This window comes from Geomonas azotofigens, from assembly GCF_018919395.1.
GTDB lineage: Bacteria > Desulfobacterota > Desulfuromonadia > Geobacterales > Geobacteraceae > Geomonas > Geomonas azotofigens.
In genome coordinates, this window is record NZ_JAHLME010000003.1 from 136,569 (window position 1) to 152,447 (window position 15,879).

At 61.4% G+C, this 15,879-nt stretch carries 15 protein-coding genes; all 15 read left to right on the forward strand.

Translation table 11 applies throughout. The annotated features are described in order from the left end of the window. Positions 1 to 40: 40 nt before the first annotated feature. The 15 genes from KOL99_RS10450 (at position 41) to kdsB (ending at position 15,838) form a co-directional block, all read left to right on the forward strand. Positions 41 to 1,162, forward strand: a complete 1,122-nt coding sequence (locus KOL99_RS10450) for an alpha/beta hydrolase family protein (RefSeq protein ID WP_216510423.1) — start codon at positions 41 to 43, stop codon at positions 1,160 to 1,162. A 65-nt stretch (positions 1,163 to 1,227) separates the two neighbouring features. Continuing rightward, entirely contained in the window at positions 1,228 to 1,911 is a 684-nt protein-coding gene (locus KOL99_RS10455; protein ID WP_216510424.1) for an ankyrin repeat domain-containing protein, read from the forward strand. A 215-nt stretch (positions 1,912 to 2,126) separates the two neighbouring features. Then, complete coding sequence (locus KOL99_RS10460) at positions 2,127 to 2,558, forward strand: Fur family transcriptional regulator (RefSeq protein WP_216510425.1); 432 nt, start codon at positions 2,127 to 2,129, stop codon at positions 2,556 to 2,558. Positions 2,559 to 2,707: 149 nt separating this feature from the next. Next, positions 2,708 to 4,699, forward strand: a complete 1,992-nt coding sequence (gene feoB / locus KOL99_RS10465; protein WP_216510426.1) for a ferrous iron transport protein B — start codon at positions 2,708 to 2,710, stop codon at positions 4,697 to 4,699. A 234-nt stretch (positions 4,700 to 4,933) separates the two neighbouring features. Next, positions 4,934 to 5,116 (forward strand): hypothetical protein, encoded by a 183-nt coding sequence (locus KOL99_RS21625; RefSeq protein ID WP_236026042.1) that lies wholly within the window; start codon positions 4,934 to 4,936, stop codon positions 5,114 to 5,116. A gap of 50 nt (positions 5,117 to 5,166) precedes the next feature. Beyond that, a complete protein-coding gene (locus KOL99_RS10470; protein WP_216510427.1) occupies positions 5,167 to 5,811 on the forward strand; it encodes a metal-dependent transcriptional regulator in 645 nt (214 codons plus the stop codon). Between the two features lie 545 nt (positions 5,812 to 6,356). Then, complete coding sequence (locus tag KOL99_RS10475) at positions 6,357 to 8,153, forward strand: methyl-accepting chemotaxis protein (RefSeq protein WP_216510428.1); 1,797 nt, start codon at positions 6,357 to 6,359, stop codon at positions 8,151 to 8,153. 32 nt (positions 8,154 to 8,185) lie between these two features. Further along, entirely contained in the window at positions 8,186 to 8,527 is a 342-nt protein-coding gene (locus tag KOL99_RS10480) for an STAS domain-containing protein (protein ID WP_236026044.1), read from the forward strand. Next, on the forward strand, positions 8,527 to 8,892 hold the full coding sequence (locus KOL99_RS10485; protein WP_216510430.1) for a response regulator: 366 nt from the start codon (positions 8,527 to 8,529) through the stop codon (positions 8,890 to 8,892). The genes KOL99_RS10480 and KOL99_RS10485 overlap by 1 nt, the downstream gene beginning before the upstream one ends. Beyond that, positions 8,889 to 10,979 carry a chemotaxis protein CheA gene (locus KOL99_RS10490; RefSeq protein ID WP_216510431.1) on the forward strand — a complete coding sequence of 697 codons (2,091 nt, stop codon included), beginning with the start codon at positions 8,889 to 8,891 and terminating at the stop codon, positions 10,977 to 10,979. Before KOL99_RS10485 ends, KOL99_RS10490 begins: the two co-directional genes overlap by 4 nt. 49 nt (positions 10,980 to 11,028) lie before the next feature. After that, on the forward strand, positions 11,029 to 11,883 hold the full coding sequence (locus tag KOL99_RS10495; RefSeq protein ID WP_407931852.1) for a CheR family methyltransferase: 855 nt from the start codon (positions 11,029 to 11,031) through the stop codon (positions 11,881 to 11,883). A gap of 47 nt (positions 11,884 to 11,930) precedes the next feature. Then, positions 11,931 to 12,377 carry a chemotaxis protein CheD gene (locus tag KOL99_RS10500; protein WP_236026046.1) on the forward strand — a complete coding sequence of 149 codons (447 nt, stop codon included), beginning with the start codon at positions 11,931 to 11,933 and terminating at the stop codon, positions 12,375 to 12,377. After that, complete coding sequence (locus KOL99_RS10505) at positions 12,378 to 13,445, forward strand: protein-glutamate methylesterase/protein-glutamine glutaminase (RefSeq protein WP_216510434.1); 1,068 nt, start codon at positions 12,378 to 12,380, stop codon at positions 13,443 to 13,445. Between the two features lie 206 nt (positions 13,446 to 13,651). After that, positions 13,652 to 14,887, forward strand: coding sequence for an EAL and HDOD domain-containing protein (locus tag KOL99_RS10510; RefSeq protein ID WP_216510435.1), 1,236 nt, complete (start codon positions 13,652 to 13,654; stop codon positions 14,885 to 14,887). Positions 14,888 to 15,082: 195 nt separating this feature from the next. After that, the gene (gene kdsB / locus KOL99_RS10515) at positions 15,083 to 15,838 is read left to right on the forward strand and encodes a 3-deoxy-manno-octulosonate cytidylyltransferase (RefSeq protein WP_216510436.1); all 756 of its coding nucleotides are present in this window, start codon (positions 15,083 to 15,085) and stop codon (positions 15,836 to 15,838) included. Positions 15,839 to 15,879: the final 41 nt, after the last annotated feature.

Consider the following 15,879-nt stretch of genomic DNA (forward strand, 5'->3'; position numbering starts at 1 on the left):
GGAGCATGCCGGGAAGGTTACCAAAACGGCAGTGGAACAAGTGGCACATGCCATATCCGAGGCGAAAAAGCAGGCCGCGAAACGACTGTTCCCCCAGCCAGCCGGAGCTGCCATCGTGCCCTGTCCCAAAAACGGGAAGGCCCAGCGAGTCGCAGAGAGAAAAGCGAAGCTCGCAGCGAGCAAGGCGCGGCTGAAAAGGATGCCGCCTGGAAGACAGCGGGATGCGTTGGCACAGGCGACGGCGCGCTTCGAGCGCAACAATATTGCCGTCGAGCGGGCGCGGTTGGCCGATGATGCCTACAAGGTGGGACAGGGTGAACCGCCGGAAGGGTGGGAGCGGGTAGCGCCGGAGGAGTTGAGGAAACTGGGGATGAGTGCGGAGGATTTCCCACAGGTGGACCCAAAATTCCGTCCATCAGAACACAAGGACGGTTACTACGCTGAACTATACAGGGCGAAGCCTGACGTCTTTGGTCAGGAGCAATATGTAGTTTCGTTTCGAGGGACTCAGGGGATCAAAGATGGAGTTGCTGATGTGCTGCAGGCCTTTGGTGGAGAAACAGATCATTATTCAAGGGCGATGAAGGCTGCAAAAAAGCTCAAGAAAAGTTTAGGGGGCAAAATTGATTTTACTGGCCACTCCATGGGAGGAGGGATGGCAACCGCAGCCGGCATAGTATCTGACAGCAAGGTTTTTGCTATTGATCCAGCAGGTGTGCACCCGAAGACCTTGGAGCGTATTCGTCTAAGCGATGTTAGGGGGGCAAGTCCTTGCAAAGTCGAAACTTTTGTCGCAGAGGGGGAGATTCTCGATTCCATTCAAGCTCCCGGTTTTCAGCGGTTTGCTCTCGCTGGGGTTGCTTCAGTCACCCCAGTCGGCGGCTGCGCGATGGCTATCGCAGGACGCCGGGCCATGGTTGAAAAGGGCACAGTCACCTTTCCTGCGGCGGGCCCTATCCACAAAGTCCCTATCCTCGTAAACGCCAAAGAGGCTTTGGACGGTAAGACTTCGCATGGCATAGCACCTGGCCTTGGTGGACGAACGGCAAATGCCATGAATCCAATAAGAAAGGTAAAGCTGCATGATCCGCTGTTCGTCATTGCTGGGATGGAGCAGCAAAAGGCAGATGATATTGCAGTAATAAAAGGGAGCATCTTGTGATGAAGATACTTTTCACCTTACTATTGAGCGTAATGACGTTTTGCGGTTGCAGAGGGGGCAACGCTATGTCTGATATTGACTACTCCGAGGACTTTGCCTCACCGAAGGAGGTTGAGCTTGTAAAGGCAATTGCCGCTGGAGACTTGAATGAAATCCGAAGGCTTTCGGTGAGTGGTGTCAACTTGAATTGTGTGGGTAAATATGAGGACACACCTTTGCGAGTAGCTGTAAAGCTGAAACAAAAGCCGGTGTTGAAGCTGTTATTTGAGCTGGGCGTTGATCCAAACAGCAAAACCTCGAAAGGCACAGTTGCTGCGGCAGATGATGCTGTAATGGAAAAAAATCCGGAATACCTCAAGTGTTTCCTGGATTTCGGGCTCGATCCAAACTTGAAAACCAATGATGGGGTGTCTCTGATCTTTATAGCTGTGTCACGAGAGAATTGGCCTCAGTACGACATGCTGCTGGCCCACGGCGCCAACATCAATTCCAAACTCCCGGACGGCTCGTCCCTGCTTCTGGACTTGGTGATGCAGATGGAGTACGACCGGGCAAAGGATCTGCTTCTGAAGGGTGCTGACTTCCGGGGCAAGAGCATGCATGGCTTCACGGTATTGGGAGAGCTAATTGATTACCAGCGGCGCTTTTGCAGTGATCCCGGTCTTCCCGACTGTCGGAAGCGCGCGGAGTTGCTGCAGCTGCTGCAGCAACGGGGGGCGTCTGTTCCTGCGGGCCTGCCGTGCATGTGACTGTTCAATGCACCCCTGGTCATCTTTTTTGATGCAAGGTTAGCTCCGCTGCTTTGCCAGAAAAACCTCCCCCTGTGGCAGTCGTTACCCATCTTCTCATGGCCTTTCCCGCTGCCTGACACAGACTCCTCACCTTTTCCTTCTGTCCCCCAAAAAAGAGTTGACAGTGACCGTGTCGCTCGCTATCATGACATCCACTTTCAATTGGGGTCCTCATGAAACGAGCCAAGAAAAAAGTTTTCGCTGACTTCATGTCCCAGAAGGGATTGAAGTCGACCAAGCAGCGCGACATCATCCTCGACAGTTTCCTTTCCAGCGACAGGCATCTGAGCATCGAGGAGTTGTATCTGAAGCTCAGGTCCAAGCACCCAAACATCGGCTACGCCACCGTGTACCGCACCCTCAAGCTCTTCGCCGAGGCCGGAATCGCCCGCGAGATGCAGTTCGGCGACGGGCAGACCCGCTACGAGCACGTGAGCGAAGGGGAGCACCACGATCACCTGGTCTGCACCCGCTGCGGCCACATCGAGGAATTCGAAAACGAAACCATCGAAAAACTGCAGGACGAGGTGGCTGACAGCCGCGGCTTCCTGATCGAGCGGCACCGCCTCGAGATCTACGGCCTCTGTGCCAACTGCAGAAAGTAACAAAGGCGTTTAACAGGGCTGCGGTAATTCAGGTTCATCCCGTTATCCCTGCTAATTGCCTTTCAGCGGCAAAATTTCCCGCCATCATGAAAGTGACATTCATTGGCATTTCATTGGCAAACGAACGTTAAAAAGAGGTAGGTAGAGTCATGTCATTTTTCGGTAAGAAGGGTTCCTGTCACGAAACACCAACCGTCAGCAGCACCGGAGCCAAGAAAGTGGCCCTGGTGGGGAATCCCAACGTCGGGAAAAGCGTGCTTTTCAACGCCCTGACCGGCGCTTACGTCACCGTCTCTAACTATCCCGGCACCTCCGTGGAGGTCTCCCGCGGCACCACCACCATTAACGGCGAGGAGTTCGAGATCATCGACACCCCGGGCATGTACTCCATCCTCCCCATCACCGAGGAGGAGCGGGTCGCCCGCGAGATCCTGCTTACCGAGCGGCCGCACCTGGTGCTGCACGTGCTCGACGCGCGCAACCTGGAGCGCATGCTCCCCATGACCCTGCAGTTGATCGAGGCGGAGTTGCCGGTGGTTCTGGTCGTGAACATCATGGACGAGGCCGCCCGCATGGGGCTTGAGATCGACATTCCCCTCTTGTCCCAGCGCCTGGGCATCCCGGTGATCGGCGCGGCGACCGCCAAGAAGGTCGGCGTTCCCGAGATCCGCGCCGCCATCGCCGGTTCCACCTCGAGCGCGAGCCCTCCCTTCGCCTTCTCACGCCTCATGGAGGGGGACATCGCCGAGATCTCCGGTCATCTCAAGGGGGAGTACATCCTCTCCAAGAAGTCCCTGGCACTTCTTCTCCTGCAGGGGGACACAGAGGTGGCGCAACTGGTGCACGACAGCGAGGGGGACGGGTTCGCCCTCATCGAGGCGGCGGTCCGGGAGAAGCGCTTCGAGCGCAGGGAGTCCTTCCACCTCGATCTCTCCATGGAGCGAAAGTCGATCGTCAAGAAGGTGCTGGACGGCGCCTTCAGGACCCCGCAGAAACGGGTCGTCACCCTGGCCGAACGCATCTCGCGCCTGACCGTGCGTCCGACCACCGGCATCCCGCTGCTCCTCATCGTGCTCTATTTCGGCCTGTACCAGTTCGTCGGCGTCTTCGGCGCCGGGACCCTGGTCGATTTGCTGGAGGGAAAAGTGTTCGAAGGGCACTTCAACCCCTGGGTCACCGAGCTGATCAAGGGGAGCATCCCCTGGCCCATCATCCAGGAACTCTTTGTCGGCGAGTACGGTATCATCACCCTGGGCTTCCGCTACGCCGTGGGCATCATCCTCCCCATCGTCGCCACCTTCTTCCTCTTCTTCTCCGTCCTTGAGGACAGCGGCTATTTCCCGCGCCTGGCGCTCCTGGTGGACCGGGTCTTCAAGACCATGGGGCTCACCGGCCGGGCCGTCATCCCGATGGTGCTCGGTTTCGGCTGCGACACCATGGCTACCATGGTGACGCGGACCCTGGAGACGGTGCGCGAGCGCGTCATCGCCACGGTGCTTTTGGCGCTGGCGATCCCCTGTTCGGCGCAGCTTGGCGTGATCATGTCGCTCTTGTCCAAGACTCCGGGCGCGCTCCTGGTCTGGAGCCTGTGCCTGTTCGGCATCTTCCTGCTGGTGGGGCTCCTCGCCGCCAAGGTGCTTCCCGGCGACACCCCGATGTTCTACATGGAGATCCCGCCCATGCGGCTGCCGCAGTTCTCCAACGTCCTGACCAAGACCTACACCCGGATGCAGTGGTACTTCATGGAGATCCTGCCGCTGTTCATCCTGGCGTCGGTGCTCCTGTGGCTTGGGAAGGTGACCAACTTCTTCGAGAAGATGATCAACGCGATGACCCCGGTGATGGCTTCGCTTGGGCTCCCCAAGGAAAGCGCCGTCGCCTTCATCTTCGGCTTTTTCCGCCGCGACTACGGCGCCGCCGGACTGTACGACCTGCAGACCAAGGGGCTGATGGACGCGCGCCAGCTGACCGTCGCCGCCGTGACCCTGACCCTGTTCATCCCCTGCGTGGCGCAGTTCCTGATCATGAAGAAGGAGCGGGGGTGGAAGGTCGCCATCGGTATCGGCCTGTTCGTCTCCACCTTCGCCTTCGGCACCGGGTGGCTCTTGAACCGTTTCCTGCTCTTGACAAACATCCTGTAACTAATGGTGCGACACCCAAGATCATTCAAACAGGGATAAAAGGGATAAAGGGGATAAAGGCTCAAAACAATAACGGGGATAAGAACTAGAGTTACCAAGACGGTGTCTTTTCTTTGCGACTTTGCGTCTTGGCGTGACACCGGTTTTTGCTTCAGGTGGTATCCCTTTGTTCCCCTTTATCCCTGTTACGCCGGTTTTGTTTCCGGGACAGGTAGTACGTTAGTCGAGGTTTGCATGAGGTGCGGATTTTGCGGACATGAGTTCGCGGAGAGCGAAGGAAACGTGGGGTGCAAAAATTGCCCGATGTCATCGGGCTGCAAGATGGTAAAATGTCCCCGCTGCAATTATGAGAATCCGCCGGAGCCGGCTCTGGTTAAAGGCTTGAAGAAGATGTTCGGCAAGAAGGATAGAGAATAGCGCCCGTGGGCCGCAACGATGACCCCGAGTGAGGGTGAAAAGGAGAAGTCATGAAGCTTAGCGATAAAGCGGAAGAGATACTGGAGGCGCTCTGGATCGAGTCGGAGGAGAAGGGGACCGGCTACGCCGAACTGGACCGGATGGAGATCGAGGCGTCCGACCCCGCCTACCACGAACTCTCCGCGCAGGCCCTGGTGGAGATCAGGGCCGGGCGCATCTACTTCCGCCCGGAGGGGCGCGAGGAAGGGCGCATGACCATCAGGCGGCACCGCCTGGCCGAAAGGCTGATGATGGACGTGCTGAACATCAGGGGCGAAAGCGGCGACGTGAAGGCCTGCCAGTTCGAGCATCTCTTGAACGAGGGGGTGGACAGCAAGGTCTGCACCATGCTGAATCACCCGGCCACCTGCCCGCACGGCAAGCCCATCCCCCCCGGTGAGTGCTGCGAGGAGGCGCGCAAAAGCGGCGACCTCGGCGTCGTGCCACTCACCGAACTCAAGCCCGGCGACGACGGCGACATCGCCTACATCCAGACCGAGGACAGCAAGAAGATGCAGAAGCTGATGGCGATGGGGGTGCTTCCGGGGAACCGGATCTCCCTGTTGCAGGCGTTTCCCTCCTACATCTTCCGGGTGGGGTTCTCCGAATTCGCCATCGATTCGGCCATGGCCCGCGAGATCTTCGTGCGGCGCTAGGCCGGCAGGCGGAGCCGGCGCGGCCCCCAAACAAAGACCATGCAGCGACAAGGGCGTCCCCACACCAGGGGGCGCCCTTTGTTTTTTTGATCATCCGCGCATCATCTGTCTCCATCCTGCTCCCCCTTGGGCAAACGTCTTAAAAGCTGCAGCGCGAAGAGCGCCGAGAGCCGCCAAGGCGCCGAGAGGATGTTTCCGGTGACTCCACTGGCCTCGCTTCCCGACTTTGCGCCTGCTTTGTGCCTTTGCGTAACCGCTTTCGAGAGGTTCTTGCCCCAATCCCTCCCGTTACGATCTTTTGTGGTCAGAAGTGCCCGGCTTTATAGGTGATGTTCCATGTTTTCGAAGGGGGCGGGCGGGGGCGCGGGGGGAGAACCGCAATGAGCGCGAGCACTTCCCCATTAAATTGCGGAAGTTTTGAATTACATGAGAAAAAGGTTTCAAGATCTGCCCAACGGTGTCGATAAAATAACTCAACCGGGCCCGCCGCCGAAATCGGGCGAGGCCACATGGTTGATCACCCCTTAAAGAGTAAAAGGAACGTTATGATAACAGCCGGTAATGATACCAGCGCCCGCGAAGCGGAAGTGAAGGCGCTAGCGCCGGGTTGGTCCGGCGTCCTCGCCAAGGCCGCGGTGGAACTGGCCGTGATCGCGGGAACCACCGAGGACGAGTTCCTGGCGATCGGCGGCAGGCTGCAGGACTTCTACCAGCGCGGCCTGGGGATCTCCGGGCTCGCCTCGGACATGGTGGGAGAGGTAGCCGGCGATCACGTGACCGGCGCCATGGACCGCCTGGGGGAGATGCTCGACGACATGGGGCACTACGTGGACCGGGCCCAGAACGAAATCGAGGGGAGCGCCCAGACGCTGCGCGAGATCCTCGGGCTCCTGGAAAAGGTCAGCGAACCCCTCTCGGGCTTCAAGAAGGTGAACAAGGTGCTGCGCATGCTGGGGATCTCCACCAAGATCGAGAGCGCCCGGCTGGGGCAGAGCGCCGCCGGGTTCGACACGCTCGCCAGCGATGTCGGCGACCTTTCGGTCCAGGTCAACGAGAAGGCCGCCTTCATCATGAGGAGAAAGGACGACCTGGCGCGGGAGATCGAGCATACCCTGGCCGGGGTACTGGAAAGCGGCGCCCAGCAGCATGACAAGGTCATGGAGGTGCTGGCGCGCACCAGGAAGAGCCTGCAGTCCCTCACCGAAATAAACTCGCGCTGCTCCAGTTCGGTGGCCTTGGTCTCCGCCGTCTCCGACGAGGTGTACCGCTCCATCGGCGACGTGGTCATGTCCATGCAGGCCCACGACATCGTGCGCCAGCAGATCGAACATGTCCAGGAGGCGCTCGACGAGGTCAAGGACGGTCTCGACACCGGCAGCTGCGGCGCCGACGCAACGGCCACCATCTGCGAACTGCAGATAGCCCAGCTGCGCCACGCCTCCGACGAGTTGGACGGCGCGGTGCGGGTCATCATCGAGAGCCTGAGGGAGGTGGCCCGGAAGCAGTCCGGCCTCTCCGCCCAGACCAGCGGCATGTCCGGCATCGCGGACCAGGCCGGCGGGAGCTTCTTCACCGGGATGGAAAGGGATATCTCTGTGGTGAGCGAGGCGCTCCTGGAGAGTTCCAAGGTGAACCAGGCGCTCTGCGTCGCCATGGCGACCGTGGCGGAAACGGTGGGGGAGATTGCCACCTTCGTCGGGGACATCGAGAAGATCGGCGAGGAGATCAAGCTGATCGCCTTGAACGCCCAGATCAAGTCGGCGTACACAGGCGACGAGGGGGCGGCGCTCGGGGTGCTGGCCGAGGCAATCCAGCGTCTTTCCATCGACGCCATCGACCATACCGGCGCGGTCTCCGGCACGCTGCAGGGGATCATCGGGGTCACCGACCGGCTCAGCCAGGGGGTGAACCTCGAGACTACCGGCCTGGACTCCGAGGTGCACGGCATGGTGCAGACCCTGTCGGGCCTGGTGCAGACCCTGCGCCAGGTGAACGACACGCTGCAGCATTCGCTGCGCAAGATGGATGAATCCGTTACCCGGCTTTCCACCGACATCGAGCAGGTGGTGTCGGGGATCACGGTGCATCGCAAGGTGGCCCAGGTGCTGGAAGAGTCGATCCGCGCCATCTCCGGCGTCGCGACCGAAGCCCGCAGGCTGGCCCCGGCCGGCGTGGCGGGGAACCTGGACCAACTGGCCCAGCGCTACACCATGCAGAGCGAGCGCAGGATTCACGAGTCCCTGAGCGGCCCCGCGACCGGGGGGAGGATGCCGACCCAGTCGGCGCCGCCGCCATCCGCGGCCGACGAGGACGACCTGGGCGGGAACGTGGAGCTTTTCTAAACAAAGCGAGGAACCATATGGACGAGGCGAAGTTGGAACGTGTAACTGATCCGCAAGGGGGGGAGACCCTGAAGGTTTCCGGCGGGGTCACCATCTGCGAGGCCAGCGATTTCCGGGAGGCCCTGCTGGCGGCGCTCGAGGCGGCGCCGGAGGTCCGGGTGGATGTCTCCGGGCTGACCGGGATGGACCTGACCGGTTTGCAGCTTTTGTGCTCGGCGCACCAAAGCGCGGTGCGCCGCGGCAAGAGCCTGCACATATTCGACGGCGGCAACGCCATATTCCGCGACACGGCGACCGGCGCCGGATTTCAAAGGCACACCGGGTGTCCGCAAGATCGAGCTTGCAGTTGCATCTGGGTAGAAGGAGAGAGGTAATGGCCAAAGTGATAATGACAGCGGACGATTCCGCCAGCGTGAGACAGATGGTGACCTTCACCCTGAAGCAGGGTGGCTATGACGTGGTGGAGGCCGTGGACGGCAAGGACGCGCTGCAAAAGCTCGCCAACACCAAGGTGGACATGCTGATCACCGACCTCAACATGCCCAACCTGGACGGCATCGGGCTGATCAAGGGGGCCAGGGCGCTCCCCACCTGCAAGTTCATCCCCATCGTCATGCTGACCACGGAATCCCAGGACTCCAAGAAGCAGGAAGGAAAGGCGGCCGGCGCCACCGGCTGGATCGTCAAGCCGTTCAAACCCGAACAACTCATGGCGGTTGTGAAGAAGGTGCTGGGATGATCGACCTTCATCGGCAGGCATTCAAGGAAGAGGCATACGAGCTCCTGTCGGAACTGGAGTCTTCGCTTCTGGAGCTTGAGGAGCGGCCCGATGACCAGGACCTGATCGGCCGGGTGTTCCGGGCCATGCACACCATCAAGGGATCCGGCTCCATGTTCGGTTTCGACGACATCGCGAGCTTCACCCACGAGGTGGAAACGGTCTTCGACATGGTGCGCAACGGGAAACTGAGCGTCACCAGCCGGCTGGTGAACCTGACCCTGGCCGCCCGCGACCAGATCCGGGCCATGCTCGACGCCGCCGACTCCGGCGCGGCCACGGACCTGCAGGCAAGCGCCGGGATCATCGTGGGCCTGCGCGAACTGGCCGGTTTCGTCGGCACCGAAGGGGCGAAGGAGGACCATCACGAGGAGGCGGCGGTGCCGCGCAGGGACCCCGTCACCTACCGGATCCGCTTCGCGCCCCCCCGCGACATCTTCGTCACCGGCACCAATCCCCTGAACCTGCTGGCCGAGATGAAGGAGCTGGGGACCTGCACCATCGTGGCGCAGACCGACGGGTTCCCGCCGCTGGAGGATATGGACCCGGAAGGATGCTACGTCTACTGGGACGTCATCCTCACCACGGACCAGGGCGAGAACGCGGTGCGCGACATCTTCATCTTCGTCGAGGACGACTGCGAGTTGAAGATCGACGTGGTGGCCGAGCACAACCGCTACGACGAGCAGCAGGACTACAAGAAACTCGGTGAGATCCTGCTGGAGCGCGGGGACATCACGCCCCAGGAGATGAGCACCGTTTTGTCCCGGCAGAAACGGTTCGGGGAGCTTGCCGTCTCCGAGGGGATCATCCCCGAGGGGAAGGTGCAGTCGGCCCTGGCGGAGCAAAAGCACGTCAAGGAGGTGCGCCAGGAGAAGCAGGTGGCGGACGCCTCCTCCAGCATCCGGGTCCCGGCCGACCGGCTCGACCTCCTGGTGAACCTCGTGGGCGAGATGGTGACGGTGCAGGCGCGCCTGTCGCAGACCGCTGCCCTGCGCGACGACTCGGAGCTGGTGGCCATCGCCGAGGAGGTGGAGCGCCTGACCGCCGAACTGCGCGACAGCGCCCTCAACATCCGCATGCTCCCCATCGGCAGCACCTTCAGCAAGTTCAAGCGCCTGGTGCGCGACCTCTCCGTTGAGCTGGGCAAGCAGATCGAGATGACCACCGAAGGGGCGGATACCGAGCTGGACAAGACCGTGATCGAGAAGTTGAACGATCCGCTGGTGCACCTGATCAGGAACAGCATCGATCACGGCATCGAGCTTCCCGAGGTGCGCGAGGCGGCCGGCAAGCCGGCGCGCGGCACGGTGCATCTCGCGGCGGTCCACTCCGGCGACAGCGTGCTCATCACCATCGCCGACGACGGGGCGGGGCTGGACAAGGAGGCGATCCGCACCAAGGGGATCGAGCGGGGCATCATCTCCGCGAGCGCAGAGCTCTCCGAGAAGGAGCTTTTCAACCTCATCTTCGCCCCCGGCTTCTCCACGGCCAAGACCGTCTCCTCCATCTCGGGGCGCGGCGTCGGCATGGACGTGGTGAAGCGGGCCATCGAGGCGCTGCGCGGCAGCATCGACATCACCAGCGTGCGCGGCCAGGGGACCCGCATCACGGTGAAGATCCCGCTCACCCTGGCCATCATCGAGAGCCTCCTGGTCAGGATCGGCGACGACTCCTTCATGATGCCGCTGGCGCTGGTCGACGAGTGCGTCGAGCTGACCCGCGAGGACGTGGCGCGCTCGCACGGCAGGAACCTGGCCCGGGTGCGCGAGCACTTGGTCCCGTATATTCCGCTTCGGCAGCGGTTCGCCATCGCCGGAGCGCCACCGGACATCGAGCAGATCGTGATCACCCAGGTCAACGGGGTGCGGGTCGGCTTCGTGGTGGACCACGTGCTCGGCGAGCACCAGACCGTGATCAAGTCGCTGGGTCGGGCCTACAAGGATACCGAGGGGATCTCGGGCGCGACCATCCTCGGGGACGGTTCCGTCGCGCTGATCCTGGACATCCCGCAGCTGCTGCAGGCGGTCGAGATGGAACAGAACTGAACAAGTGGAGGAGGATGCAGCGTCTATGCAAGCAGCGAGGACCGTTATCATGGAAGATCCAGGTGTCATTGAGCACAGCGCCATCCTGTCGGCGCGCGACTTCGGCAGGCTGAGCCGGTTTATCTACGACACCTGCGGCATCAAGATGCCGGAGGTGAAGAAGACCATGCTGGAGGCGCGTCTGCAGAAGCGGCTGAGAAGCCTCGGCATGCACAGCTTCACCGATTACTGCGATTTTCTCTTTTCCTCTGCCGGGATGGAGACGGAGCTGGTGCCGATGCTGGACATGGTCACCACCAACAAGACCGACTTCTTCCGGGAGCCGGAACATTTCAACTACCTGACCCAGACGGTGCTCCCTGAGTGGGTGAAGAGGCACCCGGGCGGGACACTATCCCTCTGGAGCGCCGGTTGCTCCTCCGGCGAGGAACCCTACACCCTGTGCATGGTCCTCTCCGAGTTCGCCTTGCGCAACCCCGGTTTCGACTTCCGCATCCTGGCCAGCGACATCTCGACCAGGGTGCTCGACAAGGCCCGGACCGCCATCTACACCGAGAGCCAGGTCGAGCCCGTCGCCACCGAGCTCAAGAAGAAGTACCTGCTGCGCAGCAAGGACCGCTCCAGCGGCATGGTGCGCATCGTCCCGGAGCTGCGTGAGAAGGTCCGCTTTCGCCGCCTCAATTTCATGGACGAGGACTTCGGCATGCGCGAGCAGCTGGACATCATCTTCTGCCGCAACGTCATCATTTACTTCGACCGTCCCACCCAGGAAAAGCTGCTGCAGCGTTTCCACCGCCACATGAAGCCAGGAGCCTTCATCTTCATGGGGCACTCGGAGACCCTGAGCGGCCTCGACGTGCCGCTGGTGAGCGTCTACCCGACGGTCTATCGCAGGCCGAAATGACGCCGCGGGCGCAGGGACATGTGGTCTTCCTAAAACCGGGCCAGATAATGGTAAGCTCTGAGCCGATGCTGGTGACCACCCTGCTTGGTTCCTGCGTCGCGGTCACCATCTTCAACTACCGGCTCCGGTTGGGAGCGATCTGTCACGCCCAGCTTCCCTGCAACGGCCAACTCGCCGGCGGTGGGCAGCACGACGAGCACGGTAAGTACGTCGACAGCGCAATACGGGAGATGCTGGAACGGCTGCTGCACCGGGGGGCGCTGCGCGGGGAGCTCGAGGCGAAGGTCTTCGGCGGCTCGGACATGTTCGATGCCCGCGGCAGGCTGCGCAGCGTGGGGAAGCAGAACTCGGAGATGGCGCTCAGGATCCTGGCCCACGAATCGGTACGGGTGGCGAAACAGGACCTGGGAGGGGAGCGGGGACGCAAGATCATCTTCCACGCCCACACCGGAGAGGTTTTTCTGAAACGCCTTAGAAAATCTGGAGTCTGTTAAATGCCGAAAAAGATAAAGGTGCTCATAGTGGACGACTCGGCCGTGGTGCGCCAGACCATGGTGGAGATACTCTCCTCCGACCCGCAGATCGAGGTCATGTCGACCGCCGGCGATCCCTTCATCGCCGCGGAGCGGATCAGGCAGGAAGTCCCCGACGTGATCACCCTCGACGTCGAGATGCCCAGGATGGACGGGATCACCTTCCTGCACAAGATCATGAGCCAGCACCCCATCCCGGTGGTGATGTGCTCGAGCCTGACCGAGAAGGGGTCGGAGACGGCCCTGAAGGCCCTGGAGTACGGCGCGGTGGAGATCATCCAGAAGCCGCGCCTGGGGACCAAGGCGTTCCTTGAGGAATCCCGGGTCAGGATCTGCGACGCGGTGAAGGCGGCGAGCCAGGCGAGGCTGCGGCGGGTCTCCGCGGTGTCCCACCAGGTGGCCCCCAAGCTGACCGCCGACGTGATCATGGAAAAGCCCAAGAGCCAGGCGATGATGCAGACCACGGAGAAGGTGGTGGTGGTCGGCGCATCGACAGGCGGAACCGAGGCGCTGCGGACCTTTTTGGAGTCGCTCCCCGCGGACTGCCCGGGCATCGTCATCGTGCAGCACATGCCCGAGGGGTTCACCCGCGCCTTTTCCCAGCGGCTGGACGGCCTGTGCCGGATCACCGTGAAGGAGGCGGAGAACAACGACACCGTGGTGCGCGGCCGGGCCCTGATCGCGCCGGGCAACCACCACCTGCTTTTGAAGCGCAGCGGCGCGCGCTACTACGTCGAGATCAAGGACGGGCCGCTGGTGTCGCGCCACCGCCCCTCGGTGGACGTCTTGTTCCGCTCCGCCGCCCGCTACGCCGGCAAGAACGCGGTGGGGGTGATCATGACCGGCATGGGGGACGACGGCGCGCACGGCATGCTGGAGATGAAGCAGGCCGGCGCCCTCAACATCGCCCAGGACGAGGCGAGCTGCATCGTCTTCGGGATGCCCAACGAGGCGATCAAGCTGGGAGGCGTCGACTACATCCGCCCCCTGGACGCCATCAGCCGCGAAGTGCTGAAGCTGTGCAACTAAAGGCGGTTCTACGTTCTAAGTTCTTCGTTCTAGGTTAAAGGCTGAACGCTGGAGGCTGAAGGCGGGGCATGGCGGCGTTGACCGGGGACCGTGATTGGCTAGAGGTGCAACGTAGAACGTAGAACGTAGAACGTAGAACGTAGAACGTAGAACGTAGAACGTAGAACGTAGAACGTAGAACGTAGAACGGGTTCTAGGGGTTGTTCATGGTCGACGAAAAGTTCTTTCTGGGGCGCCAGCCCATTCTGGACCGGACCCAGCAGATCATGGGGTTCGAGCTCCTGTTCCGCTCGCCGGAGAGCCTGAACGCGGCCAACATCCTGGACGTGCAGGTGGCCAGCGCCAGCGTCATCGTGAACGCGCTGACCCAGTTCGGCATCCAGGACGTGCTTGGGCGCCACAAGGGCTTCTTCAACGTGACCCGCGAAGTGCTGATGAGCGATGCGGTGGAACTTCTGCCCAAGGACCGCGTGGTGATCGAACTCCTGGAGAGCATCGTCGCCGACGACGAGGTCTTCGAGCGTTGCCGTACCTTGAAGAAACTCGGTTTCAGCCTCGCCCTGGACGACCACGTCTACTCCCCGGCCTTCCACGACATCTATCCCCTGGTCGACATCGTGAAGGTCGACGTGCTGGAAACCCCGGCAGAGTCGTTGCCGGATGTCGTCGAAAAACTCAGGAAGTGGCGCCTTACCCTTCTGGCCGAAAAGGTCGAGAACGCGGAGCACTACAAGTTCTGCTCGCAGCTCGGCTTCGACCTGTTCCAGGGCTACTATTTCGCCCGCCCGGTGGTGCTCAGGCAGAACAAGATCGACATCGGCAAGATCACCATGATGCAACTCATGAAGCAGGTGATGGCTGATGCCGAGTGGAGCGAGATCGAGGAGACCTTCAAGCAGAACCCGGGCCTCACCTACAACCTGCTGCGCCTGGTCAATTCGGTCGCCATCGGGCTTCGTGTCCGCATCAAGACCCTGCGCCATGCCCTCACCGTGCTCGGGCTGGAACAGCTCAAGCGTTGGATCACCCTTGCCCTGTATGCCAGCAACGATCAAAACGGCGTGCAGAGTCCGCTCTTGGAGATGGCGGCCACCCGCGGCAAGCTGATGGAACTCCTCATCATCGCCTCGAGGGGGCGGGGTGCCGCCGAACTCGCGGACCAGGGCTTCATGGTCGGCATCCTCTCGCTCATCGACGTGCTCTTCGAGGATCCCATGGCGGAACTGGTGGGGAAGCTGAACCTGGTGGACAACGTGAAGAGCGCGCTTTTGCACCACGAGGGTGACCTGGGGGAGCTCCTCGTGCTGGCCGAACTGCTGGAGCAGGCCGATTTCCCCGCCGTCAGCGAGCAGCTGGGCATCTGCGAACTGGAGTTGGACCAGCTCCTCTCCGCCCAGCTGGAGACCTTCTCCTGGGCCGACAAGCTGAGCGCATCCCTCTAATTTCACTCCTTGACACAAACCTTTCTTTTGATGTAACTTGTTTCGTCCCGCCAGACAAGGGACGGAGCCAGCGGTTCAGGCTGCGCTCCACCGGCTAAAATCGCAGCGAAACCAGCCACTAAAAATCACCAAACCACAACCGCAACCAGGACTCGATCCCGGCAGTGACCGGTGCGGGTCGTACTGAGACGCCAAATGAAAATAACCGCGGTAATTCCCGCCAGGTATGCTTCTACGCGTTTTGAGGGTAAGGCATTGGCGGACATCATGGGGAAACCCATGGTGCAGCATGTGTATGAGCGCACCCTGAAGGCCAACCTCGTTTCCGAGGTGATCGTGGCGACCGACGACGAGCGGATCGCCGCCGCGGTGCGCGCCTTCGGCGGCCGCGTGGAGATGACCTCGGTGGATCACGAGACCGGGACCGACCGGCTGGCCGAGGTGGCGGGCAGGCTCGACGCCGACATCATCGTCAACGTGCAGGGGGACGAACCGCTCATCGATCCGGACATGATCGACCAGGCCATCGCTCCGATGCTGGAAGACCCGTCCATCCCGATGGCGACCCTCAAGTGCCGTATCAAGACGCTGCACGACTTCCTGTCCCCGAACGTGGTGAAGGTGGTGGCCGATCCCAAGGGGAACGTGCTCTACTTCTCCCGTTCGCCGCTGCCGTTTTTCCGCGACAAGTGGAACGACTTGAAGGACGACGCCTTCTGCTGCGGCAAGCTCCTGTGCTACAAGCACGTGGGGCTCTACGTGTACCGCAGGGAGTTCCTGCCGGTTTTCGCCGCGCTGCCGCCGAGCTACCTGGAGATGGCCGAGAAGCTCGAGCAGTTGCGGGTTCTCGAGAACGGCTATCGCATCAGGATCGTCGAGACCGAGTGCGAGTCGATAGGGGTGGACACCCCGGCCGACCTGGAGAAGGTGCTGGCCAAGCTGAAAAGCTGAACCCGTTCTAAGTTCTACGTTCTAGGTTCTACGTTTGGAAC